Source organism: Paenibacillus sp. RUD330 (assembly GCF_002243345.2).
Taxonomy (GTDB): Bacteria; Bacillota; Bacilli; order Paenibacillales; family Paenibacillaceae; genus Paenibacillus_O.
The window spans coordinates 879,166-897,734 of record NZ_CP022655.2; the positions used below are offsets into that span (position 1 = coordinate 879,166).

16 protein-coding genes and 1 pseudogene are annotated in these 18,569 nt (G+C 59.4%); 13 read left to right on the plus strand and 4 right to left on the minus strand.

What is annotated here, in order from left to right; all coding sequences use genetic code 11:
* Positions 1–146 precede the first annotated feature (146 nt).
* A pseudogene (locus CIC07_RS03985) lies at positions 147–467 on the plus strand (SDR family NAD(P)-dependent oxidoreductase); the annotation flags it as partial.
* A gap of 287 nt (positions 468–754) precedes the next feature.
* Positions 755–1,036: a hypothetical protein gene (locus tag CIC07_RS03990; RefSeq protein ID WP_139334446.1), complete on the plus strand. Its 282-nt coding sequence runs from the start codon at positions 755–757 to the stop codon at positions 1,034–1,036.
* 141 nt (positions 1,037–1,177) lie between these two features.
* On the opposite strand, the gene CIC07_RS03995 is transcribed toward CIC07_RS03990, so the two are convergent.
* The gene (locus CIC07_RS03995; protein ID WP_076358641.1) at positions 1,178–1,618 is read right to left on the minus strand and encodes a VOC family protein; all 441 of its coding nucleotides are present in this window, start codon (positions 1,616–1,618) and stop codon (positions 1,178–1,180) included.
* Positions 1,619–1,833: 215 nt separating this feature from the next.
* On the opposite strand from CIC07_RS03995, the gene CIC07_RS04000 reads away from it, so the two are divergent.
* The 4 genes from CIC07_RS04000 to CIC07_RS04015 all read left to right on the plus strand — a co-directional run bounded on the left by CIC07_RS04000 (position 1,834) and on the right by CIC07_RS04015 (position 7,141).
* Positions 1,834–2,217: a VOC family protein gene (locus tag CIC07_RS04000; RefSeq protein ID WP_234993045.1), complete on the plus strand. Its 384-nt coding sequence runs from the start codon at positions 1,834–1,836 to the stop codon at positions 2,215–2,217.
* Between the two features lie 288 nt (positions 2,218–2,505).
* Entirely contained in the window at positions 2,506–5,937 is a 3,432-nt protein-coding gene (locus CIC07_RS04005; protein ID WP_076358643.1) for an OmpL47-type beta-barrel domain-containing protein, read from the plus strand.
* Between the two features lie 388 nt (positions 5,938–6,325).
* Positions 6,326–6,712 carry a RidA family protein gene (locus CIC07_RS04010; protein ID WP_076358851.1) on the plus strand — a complete coding sequence of 129 codons (387 nt, stop codon included), beginning with the start codon at positions 6,326–6,328 and terminating at the stop codon, positions 6,710–6,712.
* A 33-nt stretch (positions 6,713–6,745) separates the two neighbouring features.
* On the plus strand, positions 6,746–7,141 hold the full coding sequence (locus CIC07_RS04015) for an MmcQ/YjbR family DNA-binding protein (RefSeq protein WP_083688520.1): 396 nt from the start codon (positions 6,746–6,748) through the stop codon (positions 7,139–7,141).
* A gap of 153 nt (positions 7,142–7,294) precedes the next feature.
* Here the strand turns inward: CIC07_RS04015 and CIC07_RS04020 are convergent, their stop codons facing one another.
* Complete coding sequence (locus CIC07_RS04020) at positions 7,295–7,702, minus strand: VOC family protein (RefSeq protein ID WP_076358645.1); 408 nt, start codon at positions 7,700–7,702, stop codon at positions 7,295–7,297.
* Between the two features lie 231 nt (positions 7,703–7,933).
* Here CIC07_RS04020 and CIC07_RS04025 point away from each other — a divergent pair, with 231 nt between their 5' ends.
* The 4 genes from CIC07_RS04025 to CIC07_RS04040 all read left to right on the plus strand — a co-directional run bounded on the left by CIC07_RS04025 (position 7,934) and on the right by CIC07_RS04040 (position 12,947).
* Positions 7,934–9,763 (plus strand): LytS/YhcK type 5TM receptor domain-containing protein, encoded by a 1,830-nt coding sequence (locus CIC07_RS04025; RefSeq protein ID WP_076358646.1) that lies wholly within the window; start codon positions 7,934–7,936, stop codon positions 9,761–9,763.
* Positions 9,760–10,746, plus strand: a complete 987-nt coding sequence (locus CIC07_RS25305; RefSeq protein WP_076358647.1) for a LytR/AlgR family response regulator transcription factor — start codon at positions 9,760–9,762, stop codon at positions 10,744–10,746. The genes CIC07_RS04025 and CIC07_RS25305 overlap by 4 nt, the downstream gene beginning before the upstream one ends.
* A gap of 321 nt (positions 10,747–11,067) precedes the next feature.
* Entirely contained in the window at positions 11,068–11,409 is a 342-nt protein-coding gene (locus CIC07_RS04035) for a DUF485 domain-containing protein (protein WP_076358648.1), read from the plus strand.
* Positions 11,406–12,947, plus strand: a complete 1,542-nt coding sequence (locus tag CIC07_RS04040; RefSeq protein WP_076358649.1) for a solute symporter family protein — start codon at positions 11,406–11,408, stop codon at positions 12,945–12,947. Before CIC07_RS04035 ends, CIC07_RS04040 begins: the two co-directional genes overlap by 4 nt.
* A gap of 134 nt (positions 12,948–13,081) precedes the next feature.
* Here the strand turns inward: CIC07_RS04040 and CIC07_RS04045 are convergent, their stop codons facing one another.
* Together CIC07_RS04045 and CIC07_RS04050 are read right to left on the minus strand one after the other, a co-directional pair.
* On the minus strand, positions 13,082–13,267 hold the full coding sequence (locus CIC07_RS04045; protein WP_094248334.1) for a hypothetical protein: 186 nt from the start codon (positions 13,265–13,267) through the stop codon (positions 13,082–13,084).
* Positions 13,268–13,408: 141 nt separating this feature from the next.
* Positions 13,409–13,783, minus strand: coding sequence for a VOC family protein (locus tag CIC07_RS04050; RefSeq protein ID WP_076358651.1), 375 nt, complete (start codon positions 13,781–13,783; stop codon positions 13,409–13,411).
* Between the two features lie 269 nt (positions 13,784–14,052).
* Here CIC07_RS04050 and CIC07_RS04055 point away from each other — a divergent pair, with 269 nt between their 5' ends.
* The 3 genes from CIC07_RS04055 (at position 14,053) to CIC07_RS04065 (ending at position 17,663) form a co-directional block, all read left to right on the plus strand.
* Positions 14,053–15,030, plus strand: a complete 978-nt coding sequence (locus CIC07_RS04055; RefSeq protein ID WP_076358652.1) for a C40 family peptidase — start codon at positions 14,053–14,055, stop codon at positions 15,028–15,030.
* Positions 15,031–15,373: 343 nt separating this feature from the next.
* Positions 15,374–16,048, plus strand: a complete 675-nt coding sequence (locus CIC07_RS04060) for a MarR family winged helix-turn-helix transcriptional regulator (RefSeq protein WP_076358653.1) — start codon at positions 15,374–15,376, stop codon at positions 16,046–16,048.
* A gap of 262 nt (positions 16,049–16,310) precedes the next feature.
* Complete coding sequence (locus CIC07_RS04065) at positions 16,311–17,663, plus strand: MATE family efflux transporter (RefSeq protein ID WP_076358852.1); 1,353 nt, start codon at positions 16,311–16,313, stop codon at positions 17,661–17,663.
* Positions 17,664–18,569 lie beyond the last annotated feature (906 nt).

Below are 18,569 nucleotides of genomic sequence, written 5' to 3' on the forward strand. Positions count from 1 at the left end.
TCCCGGGATCCGGAATTTCTGCCATCGGGGGATTGAATCGGATGGGTCGGTTGGGCCGGTTTGGCTGCTTCGGAATGTATGAGCAACATTGCGATCATCTCGCTCTGATATAACTTAACATGCAGTCCAAATAAGGAGATGAAAGCATGAGTAGGTTGAGAGGGAAGATCGCTTTGGTAACCGGCGCAAGCAGGGGGATCGGGCGCGGCATCGCGTTGCGTCTGGCGCAGGAAGGCGCAATCATTGCCGTGCATTATGGAAAGAGGCGCCATGAAGCGGAGGAAGTGGCGCATAAAATCGTCCAAAGTGGAGGCGAAGCCTTCACGATCGGAGCTGACTTGAGCACCCTTGACGGCATTCATGACTTATTTGCAAAATCGGATGAGGCCCTGCGGAAGCGTACGGGCGATAATCGGTTTGATATTCTTGTAAACAATGCGGGAATCGGCCAGATTGTATCCCTCGACAGCTGATTTTCCTCCAAGCTGTAGGGGAATAAAGAAGCCCCCTTGCCGCAGCCAAAGGAATCGCACCTTGAGCGCGAAGCCGATGGCTGCGGGGAGGGGGTGTTTTATTGTTTCGAAGAGAGCCGGAAAATGGGGCTGGGAATTCCATGGGAATGAGACGGAAAGGAGACGGGAATGAGACGAGTAAGAGGGGCTCCAGCCTTTAGAATGGAAAAATAGAAAAATATAGGAACCTTTGCGGCAAACCGGTCGTTGGATGGGTAAGAAGAAAGAGGAGGCGAGCAGCGATGCGTGAATACAGACTATTGGACGAAAGCATTCTGATGACCGACGGCCGGAGCTTGTGGTTGAAGAGGCTGGGCAGGAAGCCGGAGCCGGTCACGGCGGAGGATATCATGCCGGATCTGCTTGAGCTGCTGGAAGCGCAAAGGGTCACCAAGGTGGCCAAGCTGCAGATGGAGCTCGCCCACGCCCTGGACGAATCGATGAAGCTCGGTGCGGAAGAGGAAGCGAAGACGGTTCTGGAAGCATACCGGCCGGTTCTGGAGGAACGGGGTTCCATTCAATAAAATTGGCATCAAACGGAGAAAAGACGATCCGGGAAAAGAGGAAGTCCCGGACCGTCTTTTTCTATGCGTATTAGAAGAAGCTTGCGCCTTTATTCCAATTGAAATTCCGGCAGAATGGGGATGCAGCCGTCCATGCTTCGCTTAGGCGGTCGGCTCGGCCTGCTGGCCCTGCCCAGCCATCGCGGCCATATCCATATGGAATACTTCCCATAGATGTCCGTCGACATCCTCGAAGCTTCGGGTATACATGAAGCCAAGATCGGAGACATCGATCGTCGCTTTGGCGCCGGCTTTCAGAGCGGTCTCGAAAATCTCGTCCACCTTGGCCCGGCTGTCCGCCGTTATGGAGATGATCGCCTCTGCGGTGCGGGAAGCATCCGCGAGCTCTTTGTTGACGAACTTGCCGAAGAAGGGCTCGGTCAGCAGCATGACGTAGATCTGCTCGCTTACGATCATGCAGGCGGCGTCGCTGTTCGTCATGTCCGGGTTGAAGGCGAAGCCGACCTCACGGAAGAACGCCATTGACTTGTCCAGGTCTTTTACGGGAAGATTGACAAAGATCATGCTCGATGTAAGAGACATCATTGATCACCTCATCATTGGATTTGATTCTAGCATACCCTCTTTCCCTAACTGCTGTTTCTCATGGATTGCTATGATTTCCGCAGGGGCCATCCGTGGGGTCGACAGCGGCGGCGGCTGACTTCTTCAACCATTCGGCGTCATGGGGCAGATTCTTTCTTGGCCGACACGGCAAAAACATATCCAATCCTACTAGAAAGCTGGGAGAGACCATGCTGCACCACTTGGAACTGTATGTATCCGATCTGGAGGCTTCGGCCGGGTTTTGGGGCTGGCTGCTTGGAGAGCTCGGCTACGAGCCCTATCAGCGCTGGGAGCAGGGGCGAAGCTGGAAAAAGGACAGGTTCTACCTCGTTCTGGTGCAGGTGGAGGAGCGGCACCGCGAACCGGCCTACCACAGGCGCAAGGTAGGAATGAACCATGTGGCCTTCCACGCCTCTTCCCGCGGACAGGTCGACCGCCTTGCGGCAGAGCTGGCTGCCAGGGGAACGGCCATGCTCTATGGAGAACGCTATCCTTATGGCGGAGGAGAAGGGCATTACGCCTTGTTCTGCGAGGATCCGGACCGGATCAAGGTCGAGGTCGTGGCTCCGGACTGACGGGAGCAAGGTCGCCGGAGTCTGTCCACGGCTGGGCCGGAGAGCTTGAACGGCGCGGCTGGGTTCGATCTGGACAGCTTGGACCGCTCGGGAGAGCGGTTTTTTTGCTGTCCGCAATCAAGGTGAAGAAGGAGCATGCAAACCGATTCTTATTCAAATGTTTACATAAATTTATCTGAGTAGCAATAAAATTTACCTAACAAATGACTATCCGAAAACATTTTCCTGATATATTCTATTTCTGCCGGGAGATTAACAGAATATTCCGGCTCAACCGGAAAGGGGATCATGATGAGGACGAATTCGCTATGGAAGAAAAGATTGCTGCATGCGGCGCTTGCCGCCGCTGTGCTGGTGCCGACCCAGCTGACGGCTTGGGGCGGAGGTCAGGCGCATGCCGAGGGACCCGCGGATCCGGCGCCGTTCATCAAGGCCAAGGTCGTCAACGGCAACGCAGGGAAGAAAGTGCTGTTCGACAATACGCATGCCCAGACGGCGGGCGCGGCGGACTGGGTCATCGACGGAGGCTTCTCGGACTTCGGCAACGCGCTCGCCACAGCCGGCTTCGATGTCCAGGAGCTCCGCAAGTCCGCCCCGATCACCCTGGCGGATTTAAGCCCTTATAATGTCTTCGTCACCGCCGAGGCCAACGTTCCGTTCAAAACGAGCGAGCAGGCGGCCATGGCCCAGTACGTGCAGAACGGCGGCAGCATCTTCTTCATCGGCGACCACTACAACGCCGACCGCAACAAGAACCGCTGGGACGGCAGCGAGTCGTTCAACGGCTACCGCCGCGGAGCTTGGGACAACCCTGCGAAGGGAATGAGCGCCGAGGAAGCCGCATCTCCAGCGATGCAGGGCGTGCAAAGCTCCGACTGGCTGGCCGACAACTTCGGCGTGCGCTTCCGCTACAACGCGCTCGGAGACATCAACGCGAGCAATATCGTAGCGCCGGACCAGGCGTTTGGAATCACCCAAGGCGTGTCCTCGGTAGCGATGCATGCCGGCTCCACGCTGGCGATCATCGACCCGGCGAAAGCCAAAGGCATCGTTTATCTGCCCAAAACGAGCGCCAAATGGAGCAGCGCCGTCGACCAGGGCGTCTACAACGGCGGAGGCATCGAAGAAGGCCCTTATGTGGCGGTCTCCAAAAAAGGCGCGGGCAAGGCCGCGTTCATCGGCGACTCCTCGCCGGTCGAGGACGCGACGCCGAAGTATGTGAGAGAGGATACGGGAGCGAAGAAAACGACCTACGACGGCTTCAAGGAAGTGGATGACGGCAAGCTGCTCGTCAACCTCGTGAACTGGCTGGCCGCTTCCGAAAGCTATACGAGCTTGTCCCAGGTATCCGGCCTGACGCTGGACAATCCGACGCCGCTGCTCGCCTTCGAGAATCCGGCGAACTCTACGGAGCCGCAGGCCGAGCCATGGGCAGCTCCGAACGCCGGCTACAAATGGTATGATTCCAGCACGTTCCGCGCCGGGTCCTACGGGGTGAAGAGCGGCCCGACGCCAACGCCGACGTCGACCGCATCCCCGACACCGACGCCGAGCGCGACGCCTGCGCCTACTCCGGCGCCCGGCACGGTCGGCTACGACTTCGTCTCGCAGGCGACGCTTCCGAACAACGGCAGCGAATTCCAGATCCGCGTGAATGCAAGCGGCCTGACGCCGGGCAGCACGCTCAGCGGTTATTCGCTGGGCATCTACCTGACGGCCAGCGGCACGCAGATCGCCCAGGTGCAGAACGATGACGGCACCTGGCCGAGCGCGTATGCGTACAGCTCCGCGTTCAGCCTGACAGCGGACAGCTCGGGCAGCGCCGCCAAGGTGCTCAGCATCCGCATCAAGTCCGGCTCCACTGGAGCGGCGAATCTGCGCTTGCGCCAGAACAGCACCAATCTCAAGACCGTCGCGGTCACGCTCGGGAATGTCCAGCCCGAGCCGCTGCCGACGCCGACTCCGGCGCCGACAGCGACCCCGGCTCCGACCAAGACGCCAACCCCGACCGCAACGCCGACTCCCAAGCCGGCTAAAACAACGCTGTCGGACGCAAGGACGCTGCCATCCGGCAGCGTCGTTTCCGTTCAAGGCGTCATCGTCAGCGAGCCGGGGATTTACGGCGGCGAATCCTTCTACTTGCAGGATGGGACGGCGGGCATCTACGTGTTCCAGAGCGAACCGGGCTTCCATGCGGGCGACGTCGTGGAGCTGACGGCCGAGACGGCCGTCTACAACAGCGAGCTGGAACTGGCCAACCCTGAATCCATCGTGAAGACCGGAACGCAGGAGCTGCCTTCGGCCGCCGCGGCCGACACCGTGACGGCGGCCAACCAGGGAACGCTGATCTCGATCGGCGAAGCGACGATCGCCAATCTGGCTGCCGCTTCGCCGTCGGGCTCGGTTGAATTCGATGCCGTGAAGGACGGGGCTTCCGTACGCGTGCGGGCCGATGTCCGCACCGGTCTCAGCCAGGACAGCTTCCCGTATCATGACGGCGACCTGGTTCAGCTGCAGGGCGTTTCCTCTGTGTTCAAGGGCGTCTACCAGCTGAAGCTGCGCGGCGCTCAGGATATCGCCCTGCCGGCCGATACGGCCGCGCCGGCAACGACCGCTTCGCTGTCGGGCGAGCCGAATGCCGCAGGCTGGCATCAGGCCGACGTGACGGTTGCTCTTGAAGCGGCGGATGACCGTGCCGGCAGCCTGAAGACGTTCTACAGCCTCAATGGAAGCGGCGACACCGTCTATGGAGCTCCGATCCTGCTTGCGGGCGAGGGCGCGAATACGCTTCGTTATTATTCCATCGACGCCGCCGGCAACAGGGAATCGGAACGGGAGCTGACGGTCCGCATAGATAAGACCGTCCCGGACGCCGTTCTGACGCAATCGGGAGGACCTGTGACCGATGCGGCCTTCACGGATACGCTGAGGTTCGAGCTGCAGGCAACGGATGCCCTCTCCGGCATCGTCTCCTCCGAGCTGCTGCTGGACGGACAAGCGCTGGCTAGCGGAACGCAGCTGCTCGCGGCCGATCTGGGTCTCGGCGCGCACGCCGTACGCTATATCGTGAAGGACGCGGCCGGCAATACGGCCGAGCAGACGACCGCCTTCAACGTAACCGAGGGCGCCGCTTCGGCCAAGGGGGCTCCGGGAACTCCGGTGCTCAGCGACAACAACGGGCATGTCAACGGCTTGCGCGACGGCAGCTACAAGATCACGATGAACATGTGGTGGGGCAACAACGGCAGCATCTACAAGCTGTACGAAAACGGCAAGCTGATCCGCACCGTCGTGCTGGCCGATGCAACGCCTTCCGCCCAATCGTCCGCGGCGGAGATTTCGGGAAAATCCAACGGCACGTATGTCTACACGGCCGAGCTGATCAACGCCAAGGGAACGGCGCGCAGCGCTCCGCTGACCGTACAGGTGACCGACGCGAATCCCGGCAAGCCGGTGCTTTCCCATGACAACTGGGACGGCGACGGAGCCTACCGCGTGACCGCCAACATGTGGTGGGGAACGAACGCAGCCGAGTACCGCCTGTATGAGAACGGCATGCTGATCGATACCCAGGCGCTGAAAGCGGCGACGCCGGCGGCCCAGTCGGCCTTCACGGACATTTCCGGACGTCCCAAAGGCATGTATGTGTACCGGGCGGAGTTCGTGAACGCGGCAGGGGCCGCTTCCAGCGAGACGATCACCGTAACGGTCAACAGGTGACGACGCGGCTTCGGGCCGGCTTCCATGCAATAGGAACTCTCCAGATCCCTTCGGGGATCTTTTTTCGTTCCGGGGCCAACCGACGTCGCCGCTTCCGCCAAGGAGCTTCGGGGACTCCGGCGCTCAGCGGCAGGAATAAGGCCATGAAGTCGCCTGCAAGCCGGAAAAATCCTGCGGCTGGGATTGGAGCGGAGCATGGCTGCGCGTATAATGAAGCAAATGGCGGACGGCTCCGGATCCGGAAGGGGCACGCGAGGCGGCCAGGACAGGAAGGGGAGATCCGAAGGGGAGATCCGAAGTGGAGCTCAACCCGGCAGAAGATTTGCTCAGCCGCGGCGAGGGGGCAGCTTCTCCCGCGAGAGGAACGGGGAAGGAGATGGATTCGGCTATGGAGCGGAAAAAAGTGTTTACCGGGTCGCCATGGGAATCGAACGTCGGCTATTGCCGGGCCGTGCGGGCGGGCAACCGGATCGAGGTGGCCGGCACGACGGCGATGAAGGACGGGGAAGTGATCGGCGAGGGCGATCTGTACGAACAAGCCGTGGCCGTGCTCGGCATCATCGGCGATGCCGTCCAGGAGCTCGGCGGAAGCCTGTCGGATGTCGTCCGGACGAGGATGTACGTCACGGATATTTCCCGCTGGGAGGAAGCAGGCAGAGCCCACGGGGAATTTTTCGGGGACGTGCAGCCGGCTGCGACGATGGTCGAAGTGAAAGCTCTCATCGATCCGCGGCTTCTGATCGAGATCGAGGCGGAAGCCATCGTAGGGGAATGATCGCGAGAACGACTGGAGGGGGAGGAAAGCGCAGTGAACCATGAAAAGCTGATCAAGCTTGGCCTAGGCTACCCGGGAGCCAGCGTGAAAACCCCTTTCGACCCCGATATGCAGGTGCTGTACGTGAAGGACAAGATGTTCGCCCTCTTCGGGAGGCATGCCGGATGGGAGAGCGTGAACCTGAAGACCGATCCGGACGAAGCCTGGCTGCAGCGGGAAAGCTACCCGGATTCGGTGCTTCCGGGATACCATATGAACAAGCGGCACTGGAACACGGTCGTGCTGAATGGCAACGTTCCCGGCGATACCGTCCGGCAGATGCTCCAGGAGAGCTATCAGCTCGTAGTGGCCAAGTTCCCCAAGCGGGTGCGGGCGGAGCTCGCCGGAAGCATGAAGCGGGGCATGCCGGGCGGCGGACAGGAAGGCTGACTCGCCAGCATAGGCCGCCGCAAGTCAAATTCATGAATCATCAGACAGCTGAATGATCCCGCGTCATCGATCCAGAGGGTCAGGTGGCCGAAGCAAGCGTGAAAAGCCCGGGTGATCCCGGGCTTTTTTGATATAAGCAAGCTTTCGCATGGATCAGCCGGCCTGAGAGGCTTCGGTCGTAATCATCCAGAGAATGCCGTATTTGTCCGTCACCTGCCCGAAGAGCGTTCCCCAGAAAGCCGGTTCCAGCGCATGCCCGATCGTTCCGCCTTCCGCCAGTTTGGCGAAGGCTTGGCGCGCCTCTTCCCCGTCGGCGAATTCAAGCGACAGATTGAGATTGGTGCCGGGATGGACGGGACGGAAAGAGTCCGATAGGAAGATCGTCACGCCTGCGGCGACGAGCGCCAGATGGAGAACCTTGTCCTTGAGGCTGTCGTCCTTGGCGCCCGGCATTTCGCCGTGAGTCATGACGGACAGGATTTCGCCTCCAAGAGCCTCCGTATAGAATTCCGCCTGCGCTCTCGCGTCCTCCGAATGCAGGTAAGGGTACAGCTTGGCCATTCCGCTCATCCTCTCTCGTGCTGGATATTTTGCTCCTGAAAGCAGTGTACCTGAACGGCTTCGTTCCGGTTTCTCATGGATTGCCATAGATAGGATTCCACATGTTGTCTTCTTCAACCTCCATGCACAAAATAACTAGGCAAATGATTGCGGGGCGGGATAAAATGGACTCATCTTCCCATTTTTTCTTTGATAGCGCTGTCAAATTTGCCGAAGCGAAGGAGTGGAGCCATGGAGCCCTATACCCGGGTGCTCATCGAGCGGATGGGCATGCTGCTGATTGTGATGTTCATCATGACTCGGCTTCCGCTCTTCCGCATGCTGCTGGATCGCGCGGTGACGATCCGGACAGGCCTGCTGTTCACGCTGATGTTCGGTCTTATCGGCATTGCCGGCACGTACTCCGGCGTCGTCGCCGGAACGGACGGCATGCAGGCCGCCTTCTGGATCAGCCGGCTTGAGCCCGGCCAGCTGCTGGCCCACTCGGCTCTGATTGGCGTCGTGCTGGCCGGCCTGCTCGGCGGCGCCTACGTCGGCGCCGGAGCGGGACTCATCGCCGGGCTGCATGCTGCGGCGCTCGGAGGGCTGGCCGGCGGCGCCTACCTCGTCTCCACGCCGCTGATCGGCCTGCTGGCAGGGCTTGTCGCCCGCTTCTTCTACGAAGAGAGGATCATCGCTCCGATCAAGGCCTTTTTCATCGGCGTATTCGCCCCCATTCTCCAGATGGGCGTCATCCTCATCTATACGACCTCCTCGCCCGAGGCGGTCGCTCTCGTCAACAGCATCGGCATGCCGATGGTGCTGTCCAGCAGCCTTGGCATCGCCCTCTTCGTCGCAATGATCCAGGTCGCGCTGAAGGAGCAGGAGCGGTCAGGCGCGCTGGAGACGCAGCGCGCGCTCGCCGTGGCGGGAACGGTGCTGCCCCATCTGGAGCAGGAGCTCACGGTGGAGAGGGCGTCAGCCGCTGCCCGCGTGCTTGCGCTGGCGCTGCCGGCCGATGCCGTCGCCGTGGCGGATACGGCTTCGATTCTTGCTTACACCGGCTCCGGCTCCCGCAGGTTCGAGCCGCTGCATCCGACCGGATCGCCGTTATGCGTGCAGGCTGTCCGCACAGGCGGCACGGTCGTCGCCGAGCTGCGCCGGGAGGAGGAAGAATCGGCCCTGCAGACGCTGGCGTCGAAGCGGGGGAGAGCGGCCGTTCCGGGCTCCCGCCGCAAGGACGGATTGAAGCGGCGCGCCGACCGCGAGCCTGGCGCCGTCATCCTGATCCCTTATCAGCAATCGGGGCGGACGGTCGGCATGCTGCAGCTGTATTACCGCAACCGCCGTCTCATCCGCAGGGTGGAGGAGGAGTTCGCCGCAGGACTCAGCCGGCTGATCTCAAGCCAGCTGACGCTGGCGCGGGCGGCGGAGCTGGAGGTGCTGACGAAGGAAGCGGAGCTGCGCGCTCTGCAGGCGCAGATCCATCCCCATTTCCTCTTCAACACGCTGAATTCGATCGTCACGCTCATCCGCACGCAGCCGGAAGCGGCCAAGGGGCTCACCTACCAGCTGGCCCAATTCATGAGAGCGAGCCTGCGGACGGCCCAATCGCCGCTGATTCCGCTGGAGCAGGAGCTTGAGCAGCTTGGAATCTACCTCAACATCTTGCGGGTCCGCTTCGGGGATCAGATGAGGCTGGAATGCGACGTCTGTCCGGATGAGGCCGGAATCCAGATTCCGCCTTCGACGCTGCAGCCGCTCGTGGAGAACAGCATCCAGCACGGCTTGCGCAGCGTCAGAAGCGGCGGAATCGTCAAGGTGACGCTTCGGCGGGAGCCTGGCTGCCTGTCCATTGCCGTGGAGGACAACGGCGGCGGCATCGACGGGGCGGCGCTGCCCAAGCTCGGCGCGGCCCCTTTGCAGACCGCCGATCCCAGGGGCAACGGCCTCGGCGTCTACAACGTGAATCAGAGGCTGATCCGGCTTTTCGGAACCGAATCCGCCCTTGTCTATGAGAATTTGCCTGCGGGCGGATGCCGGGTGGCCTTCCGCTTGCCGCTGGAGAGGAGAATCGGATGAAGCTGACCGTGCTGATCGCCGAGGATGAGAGGCTGGCCCGCGAGGAGCTTGTCTATATGCTGTCCAAGGAGCCGGACCTGGAGCTGCTGGAGCCGGCCTGCAGCGGCAAGGAAGCGATGGAGGCCGTCCTTGCCGGGCGGCCGGATGCCGTCTTCCTCGATGTGGAGATGCCGGAAATGACCGGCCTGCAGGCGGCTCGCGCCTTGATGGAGGCTGGCAACCCGCCGCTCTTCGTCTTCACGACGGCATACGACCACTATGCGGTCGATGCGTTCGGAGTCGAGGCGGTGGATTATTTGTTGAAGCCCTACGATGAGGAGAGGCTTCGGCGGGCGTTGAGGCGGCTGCGCGAGCGCAAGCAGAAGGGCATGCTCGAGCAGCCGGCGGGAGGGGGAGAGGCCGGCGCAGCCGCGGCGGGAGCGGGACATGCGGCCGTTCCCGCTGCGGAAGCGGGAAGCAAGCTGGCCGCGGCTGCAGCCGCTGTTTCCGCGGCGGGAGAGGAGGTCAGGCCTGGCGGCATGGGCCTGGCGTCCTCTCCCGCCGGAGCGGACGCCGGGCGGGCAGGAGCAGGAATGCCGGCCGGGACACCGTCTGCCGCGACGTCTCCGCCGCTTCCGGCTTCCGCTGGTCCCGCTGCCGCGCGGCGGATCCGTCTGCTGATCGAGGACGGGGGGAAGATGGTCGTGCTCGACGGCCGCTCCCTGCTGTTCGCCGTCAAGGAAGAGAAGCTGACCCGGATCCGGATGGCCGACGGGAACGAGTATACGGCGCGCCAGACGCTGCAGGAGCTGGAGGAGCGCCTCGGCGCCGGTTTTTTTCGGCCGCACCGGAGCTATCTCGTCAACCTGGACTATATCCGTGAAATCCAGCCCTGGTTCAACGGAGCCTACAATGCGGTGCTCAAGCATGCGGAGGAGATCCGCATCCCGGTGTCCCGTTCCGCCGCCAAGGAAATGCTGCGGCTGCTGGAGGAGGGCGGATGAGCGCGGCTCGGCATTCGGCCAGGGAACGGTACGGGCCGGGCGAGGCCGGGAACCGGACGGCAACTTCCATTTCAGCAAAGCAAGGCCTTCGCTCTGCTTCCTCGCCGGAAGCGGAGCTTTTTGTTCGATCCATGAAATGCGTCGATCCAGGCGGCCGGAGCGGGAATGCGGGCGCTCATCCCTGATTTCGCATCCGACCGTTCGCAACCGCATTTCCTCCATTCAGGAGGCCGAATCAACATTTCGCGGCGCAAAGCTCCGGAGGCGGAGACTTGGCGTGTATAGTAGAAATAAAGCGTTTTCATAAGAGGAGGATGCCAAGTGGCCAAAGCTCCGCTGACCTACAGCGACGTAGCCCGTTCGGATTCGTTTCGTGCCTTGTTGCGGAAGAAAAAGCAATTCCTGCTCCCGATGACTCTCTTTTTCCTCGCCTTCTACTTTACCCTGCCCATCCTGACCTCCTACTCCAAGGTGCTCAACGAGCCCGCGCTCGGGCCGGTCTCCTGGGCATGGCTGCTCGGCACGGCGCAGTTCATCATGACCTGGACGCTCTGCACCGTCTACAGCCGCAAGGCGGCCAAGTTCGACGAGATGGTCGAAGGCATCAAGGCCGAGGTCGCCCGCAGCGGCCAAGTCCATGAGAAAGGGCGGAAAACTTCATGAACACGGCGTTCCTGCTGTTCCTGCTCATTGTGCTCGGCACCCTTGTCATCACTTATTACGCTTCCAAGAAATCCAAGACCGCGAGCGAATTCTATACCGCCGGCGGCGGCTTGACCGGCTGGCAGAACGGACTGGCCATCGCCGGCGACTACATGTCGGCCGCTTCCTTCCTCGGCATCGCCGGCATGATCGCGCTGTTCGGCTTCGACGGCTTCTTCTACAGCATCGGCTTCCTTGTCGCCTATCTGGTCGTGCTCTATCTCGTCGCAGAGCCTTTGCGCAACCTGGGCCGCTATACGATGGCCGACATGATTGCCGCGCGCTTCAATCAGCCGCAGATCCGCGGCGTGGCGGCACTGAACTCCATCGTCATCTCGATCTTCTACATGATCGCCCAGCTCGTAGGCGCAGGCGGCCTGATCGCCCTGCTCATTCCGAGCCTGGACTACACCACCTCGGTCCTGATCGTCGGCGTGCTGATGACCGTATATGTCGTCTTCGGCGGCATGACGGCCACGAGCTGGGTGCAGATCATCAAATGCGTCCTGCTCATGGCCGGCACGCTGATCATCTCCCTCATCGTATTCGCCAAATTCGACTTCAACATCGGCCATATGTTCACGGAGATGAAGAGCGCGACAGGCTTGAAGGAGGCGTTCCTGAACCCCGGCAACAAGTTCAAGAACGGCCTCGACACGATCTCGCTCAACCTGGCGCTCGTGCTCGGCACGGCCGGCCTGCCGCATATCCTGATCCGCTTCTTCACGGTCAAGGACGCTCCGACCGCGCGCAAGTCCGTCGTGACGGCGACGTGGATCATCGGCATCTTCTACATCATGACGCTGTTCCTCGGCTTCGGCGCAGCCGCCTTTGTCGGCGAGGAGACGATCGTGAAAGCCAACGCCGCCGGCAACATGGCCGCTCCGCTGCTGGCCAAGGCGCTCGGCGGAGAGTTCCTGTTCGCCTTCATATCCGCCGTCGCCTTCGCCACAATCCTGGCGGTTGTCGCCGGACTGGTCCTGTCGGCCGCCTCGGCCTTCTCCCATGACTTCTACAATCATATCCTGCGCAAAGGCCAAGCCAAGGAAAAGGATCAGGTGCGCATGGCCAAGCTGGCTTCCGTCGGCGTCGCCGTCGTCTCCATCATCCTGGCTCTGTTCGCCCAGAAGCTCAATGTCGCCTTCCTCGTCTCGCTGGCCTTCGCCGTCGCGGCGAGCGCGAATCTGCCGGTCATCCTGTTCACGGTGTTCTGGAAGCGGTTCAATACGGCGGGAGCCATCACGGGCATGCTGACCGGCCTGATCTCGGCCCTGTTCCTCGTCATGATCAGCCCGAACGTCTGGAACCCCGTCGCAGGCAAAGCCATTCTCGTCGGCACGCCGCTCATCGACCTGACGAATCCCGGCATCATCTCCATCCCGCTCGGCTTCATCGGGGCGTTCCTCGGAACGTTCCTCTCGTCCAAGACGAACGCAGCCAAGTATGACGAGGTGCTGGTCAAAGCCAATACGGGCATATCGGATCTTCCGGCTTCGTAGGCTTGGAACGCGAAGCAAGCCGCTTTCTCCATCAGCGATGGAGAAGGCGGCTTTTTCATGGTCGCGGGCTGGATGGAACGGAGGATGAACGGGCAAAGGCACGGCATGACTTGAATGTCGGGAGGGAGGGGCGCCTAAGGCATCGGCGTAAGCGAGCGGAGGAAGCCGGCCAGCCAGCTGCAAGCGAAGACGCCTGAAAGCATGATCGATAACCCGATCGAAGCCGCTTTGGGGACTCCGGGAATCTTTCCGAGCAGCTTGGCCGCGGCGAGCGTGCAGGATGCCGTTCCCATGACACAAAGGAGGAGCAGGAACCCCATGAGCCTTTCACCTCGATCCTTGATGAAGTCCATATGTAGATAGGACGGTTTTCAGCTTCCCAATCTATCAAGCAAGCCCGAATCCGGCTCCGTTCCTTTCAGCTTGAAGCATGAGCCGTCCTCGGGAGATGGCAATGGGAATCAGAGCCTTTCCATGAACTCCAGCCGATTGCCGAAGGGATCGCTGCAATAGAAGCGTCCGATTCCTTCTTCGGCGCGCGTCTCGTCCTCTTGGACGGCGATTCCGCTTGCCTCCAGCCGAAGCCGCAAGGCATCCAGCCCGTTCACGCCGAAGGCGGGATGGGCTTTCGCGGCAGGAACGAAATCCTTTTGCACGCCGATATGGACCTGATGCGGTCCGCATTGAAACCAGACCCCGCCCCGGCTCTGCAGTGCAGCGGGCTTGGGCAGCTCGGGCCAGCCCAGCATATCCCCGAAAAAGGAGCGTGCTTCGGCTTCTCTGCCGGCTGGAGCGGCAAGCTGCACATGATCAATGCCGTGAAATGAGTACCCCATGAAAGGTTGGCCTCCTTAACAAGTGAATGGTGCGGATCGGAATGAAAGAGAAAGCGGGGTTCAGCTTGATTCGAGAACTTTAGTTTCAAATAATGAAACCATATTTTATAAATCCTCTTTAGTTTACCTCTACTTCATAAAAATTCCATCCCTCTGCGTATAATTCCAACTTCCGAATCCACCCTAAGAACAGATCGGAGCTGCAGCGTTGCGACCGGATCGGCGGTCAGGGCTGCGGCTGCATTCCAGAGTATAGGGAGCGGACATAAATGGCACAAAGAAAATGGATGCGGAAAAGCTTGAAGCCGGCCTTCGTGCTGGCCGCGGCGGCCAGCTTGGCAGGAGGCTGCGGCACGGCGGGAGAGAGGCCTTACAATGATGTGAATATGCGCATGCAGAACATGCAGCAGCAGCTGGGCGCCGGTACAATCAAGGTAGGCAAGCAAAGCGTCTACCAGGTCCCGATGACGGAAGCGGACGGCAAGGTATGGATTCCGCTGGAGCATGCCGCACGGGCCGTGAATATGAAGGTGCATTCCATGCGCGACGGTTATGCGATCGGAGATACGGACGCGGCTTACAAGGTCCGAATGGGCGACGTCAACGCGGTATCCGGCAGCCGGACGGTCGACTTGCCGGATGCTCCGCGCTCTATCGGCGGCCAGCCTTGCCTTTCATCGGATTCGCTGACAGCGCTGCTCGAGACGCCGGTCCGCTGGAACGCCAAGACGAGGGAGCTGACCGTCTCTCCGCTTCAGGATTCTCCGAAGTCCAATACGCAAAGAGGCATCACCATGCAGATGACGGATCCGACCGGCCTCCGCAGCGGCGGCTCCCTGCTGCCGTTCTCCACGGGAAGCGCGCAGGAGCTGCTGCAGCTGGCCAAGCGTTTCCTCGGCACCCCGTATGATTTCGGCTCGGGCAGCTATGCCTCGACGAAGAAATTCGATTGCTCTTCCTTCACCCAATACGTCTATGACAAGTTCGGCGTCGAGCTGCCCCGCACATCGCGGGAGCAATCCCAAGTGGGGAGGACCGTCAGCGAGTCCGAGCTTCAGCCCGGAGACTTGATGTTCTTTTACACGCCGGGGCGCTACGACAGCAACAAGGTGGTCGGGCATGTCGGCATCTACGCAGGCAACGGGAAAATCGTCCAAACATACGGGGATCCGGGCGTCGTCGTGGACGACTTCAACGAGTATTGGAAAGGGCGGTTCCTGTTCGGCAAGCGCGTGTTGGGCAGCTAGACGTCAGGGCTGGAACGACGTCGCAGCCTTATGCGCCCATTTCCTTGGGGCGGCACTCTCGGCGTTAAGGCTTCCATTGCGGTGGGGAAACGGAACGTTGAACACAATTATGGAACCGCGCCAGCTGTCGCTGCGGTTCCATTTTTTTTGGTATGTAAAAATTCCGGCTCGATGCCGGGCTTTAGCCTGCAGCTTTTGGTTTCATTGGACGAAGGCTTGAGCTTCAAGAAAAAATCTTACGGTACCTGTAAAAAAAGCTTGATAAATTCAACAGGTACCGGTATGATAAATTCAACAGGTACAGTTAGAACATATGCCTGAAAATGATATGGAGGTAATCAGCATGACGGAGCTATTTGAAAAACTCTCCAGGCTGCAATGGCTATTGCGCAAGCAACAGCTCAAAACATTCGCCGCAGGCGGACCGATGGCGGATACAAGCCGCGGGCAAGGCAGAATACTGGCTGTTCTTAGAATGAAAGACGGAATCAGCACAAAGGATTTGTCTTATTTGCTTGGCATCCGCGTCTCGTCATTGAACGAGCTGCTTGCGAAGCTTGAGAAAGGCGGTTACATCACCCGCAACCCCTCTGAAGCGGATCGGCGCGTCATGCTGATCCATCTGACCGAAAAGGGTCGAGAGGAAGAGGAGCCTGAACAGGACGTCGGCGGCGTGTTTTCCTGTCTGTCGTCCGAGGAGCGGCTGGCCTTTGGCGAGTATCTCGACCGCATCATAGCCGCCCTTGAAGCAGAGCTGGGCACGGATGAGGAGAGGGATGGACTGTCGGAGTGGATGGCAGCGGCAAGGATGCGGATGGGAGACGAACAGTTTGAGGAATTGATGTCCATGCGCGGCAATATGCGCAGTAGGCGCGGCGGATTCGGAGATGGCCGTTTCGGAGGCGGATTTCCCGGGTTTGGTTTCAATAGACGCCATGCTTGGCCCAACGATGCGGACAGTTCGCGCCCTTCAGTCCCTGAACAACCACATGATGGGGAGGGTAAGGTAGACCGATAAGATGAACTTGATGATGACGGCAAGCTGGCTGGCGAAGTCCTTGCGCCCCAAGGACTTCACCGGGACAGCAGCTCTTTTCAAGCACAATCCTCGCTCCTCAGCTCGCAGCCTCGCTCCGGAGTCTTTCGAATAGACTCGCAACAAACCCGCCAAGTCGTCGTTGTTCCGGGTTTATTTTTTGCTGCGCCAAATTCGTAAAGAACGAGGGAATAGATCGACATCCTTGGATGACCAAAATTAAATGAAGAAAGCCGTGAACCGCATGGATGCAGATAACCTCCATTACTTTGAAAAAGCACCGGTCGCAAAGGCCGTAGCCCACTTCGCTGTGCCAATGATGCTGGGCATGTCCATGAGCGTCATCTACTCCGTCTTGAATGCCTATTTCCTCGGCACCCTCCACAATACGGCCATGCTGACCGCTCTCGCCCTGACCTTGCCGTTATTCGCGATCATTATGGCGCTTGGCAGCTTGATCGGCATGGGCAGCGGCACCTTCATCTCCCGTTTGCTGGGTGAGAAAAAATATGAGGATGCCAAGCGTGTGTCTTCATTCGCCTTTTACAGCAGTCTTGGTCTCGGTCTTATCGTGATGGCCGTCGGCCTTCCGCTGATCGAGCCCATCGTTCATGGCCTGGGGGCGACGCCGGGCTCCTTCGGCTTCACGAAGGACTATGTCACGATGATGCTTATCGGCTCCCCCTTCGTCGTATTGTGCTTCACGCTGGAAAATATCGTGCGCTCGGAGGGTGCGGCAATCACGTCGATGATCGGTATGATTCTCAGTGTTGCCGTGAATATTATTCTCGATGCGCTAGCTATCTTCGTCTTCCATTGGGGAGTGATCGGCGTTGCAGCTGCCACGGTCGTAGCGAACATGGCTGCGAGTGCATTCTACGCCCTCCATATGGGAAAGAAGAGCCCATTTTTAACCGTATCCGTCAGATGGTTCAAGGCTACAAAAGACATTCTGGGCCAAGTATTCAAAATCGGTATTCCCGTCTTTGTGATGAGCGTCTTTCTGGGTGCAATGTCGCTCATCTTGAACCATTATCTTGTCGAATACGGGGATCAGGCCCTGGCGGCGTATGGAATCTCCTCCCGTTTATTGCAGCTTCCCGAGTTTATTCTGATGGGCCTATGCGAGGGAGTCGTGCCGTTGATCGCGTTTTCTTTTACAGCGAATAAATTGCGAATGAAGGATACCATTGGATTCACAATCAAAGCGATCGTGGCGTTGGCAGCCATGTTCGGCGTCGTCGTCTTTCTTACCTCCGACTCCTTGATCGGATTATTTACGAACGACCCTCAATTGATTGAAATGGGCAGCTACATTTTACATGTGACGTTCCTATCCCTGTTCATTTCGGGAGCGACCGCGTTGTTCACGGGAATCTTCCAAGCAACTGCGCAGGGTACCGCCGCGATTGTGATGTCCATTATTCAAGGCGTTACTTTGATTCCGGTGTTGTATATCGCCAATCGAATGAACGGCTTTCACGGGGTCGTCTGGTCGCTCGTCATTGCCGACGCTGTGGCGTTCCTTGCTGGCGCCTTCATGCTGTATGTTCTGCGGACCAAGCTGCAGCCGGATTTGGAGCAATTAGTCCAGTAGAAGAGCGACGGTTCAAAGACAGCCAGTAGCCGGAAGACAGGATAAGGAATCTTCAAGATCCCGCCATTGGCAGGCGCATGGACAGGGCTGGCCGGGCTGGCCGGGCTGAGAGGTATAGCGGTAAATGGTGTTTTGGGTGGTGCGGAAGGAAGTGTTCAGCAGGTGGAGGGAGTGTAGGCGGGGCCGGCGCAGACGATGACCCTAGCGATGACCGTGGCCATGTCAATTACGATGACAACTACGATGACGATGACGATGAGATGACGATGAAGATGACGATGACGATGAAGATGAAACGCGGCTTCAAAAAGGCTCCGGCCTAAGCGGTGAAGGCTTTGAAAGGCCGCTTTACATGGCTATCGGACATACGATCCGTTAATTTGTTGATATACAGCCAATAGGCTTTCTATCGGACATACGATCCGTTATTCTCATCTTGTCTAACGCTATCCAAATAAAAATTCATAAATAACGGAACCTATGTCCGATAAAGACTGAAATGCCGTCATTTTGCCGAAATAACGGAACCTATGTCCGATAGAAATTCGGATGGACGCCGTGGCTCCAGAATAGCAGAACCTATGCCCGAAAAAAGGGGGAATAACGCTGCTGCCTCAAAATAACGGAACCTATGTCCGATTGAGAGGGAACACAACTGCGGCTCCGGAATAACGGGCCTGTTGTCCGACTAGCCGGAAAGCCCCGGGGGGGCTGCTCCGTCTTTCATCATCCTGGAGATCAGGCCCAAGTCTCGCCAATCAGTACCGAAATAAACGGGTTTCTTCAAAGAAAACCCTCTGGAGATCAGGCCCAAGTCTCCGTACCGCATGCCGAGCATTCCGGCAATGAAAATTCATCGACAATTGCGGTCCCCTATTCCATGTGCATACAGCAAGAAAGGCTATG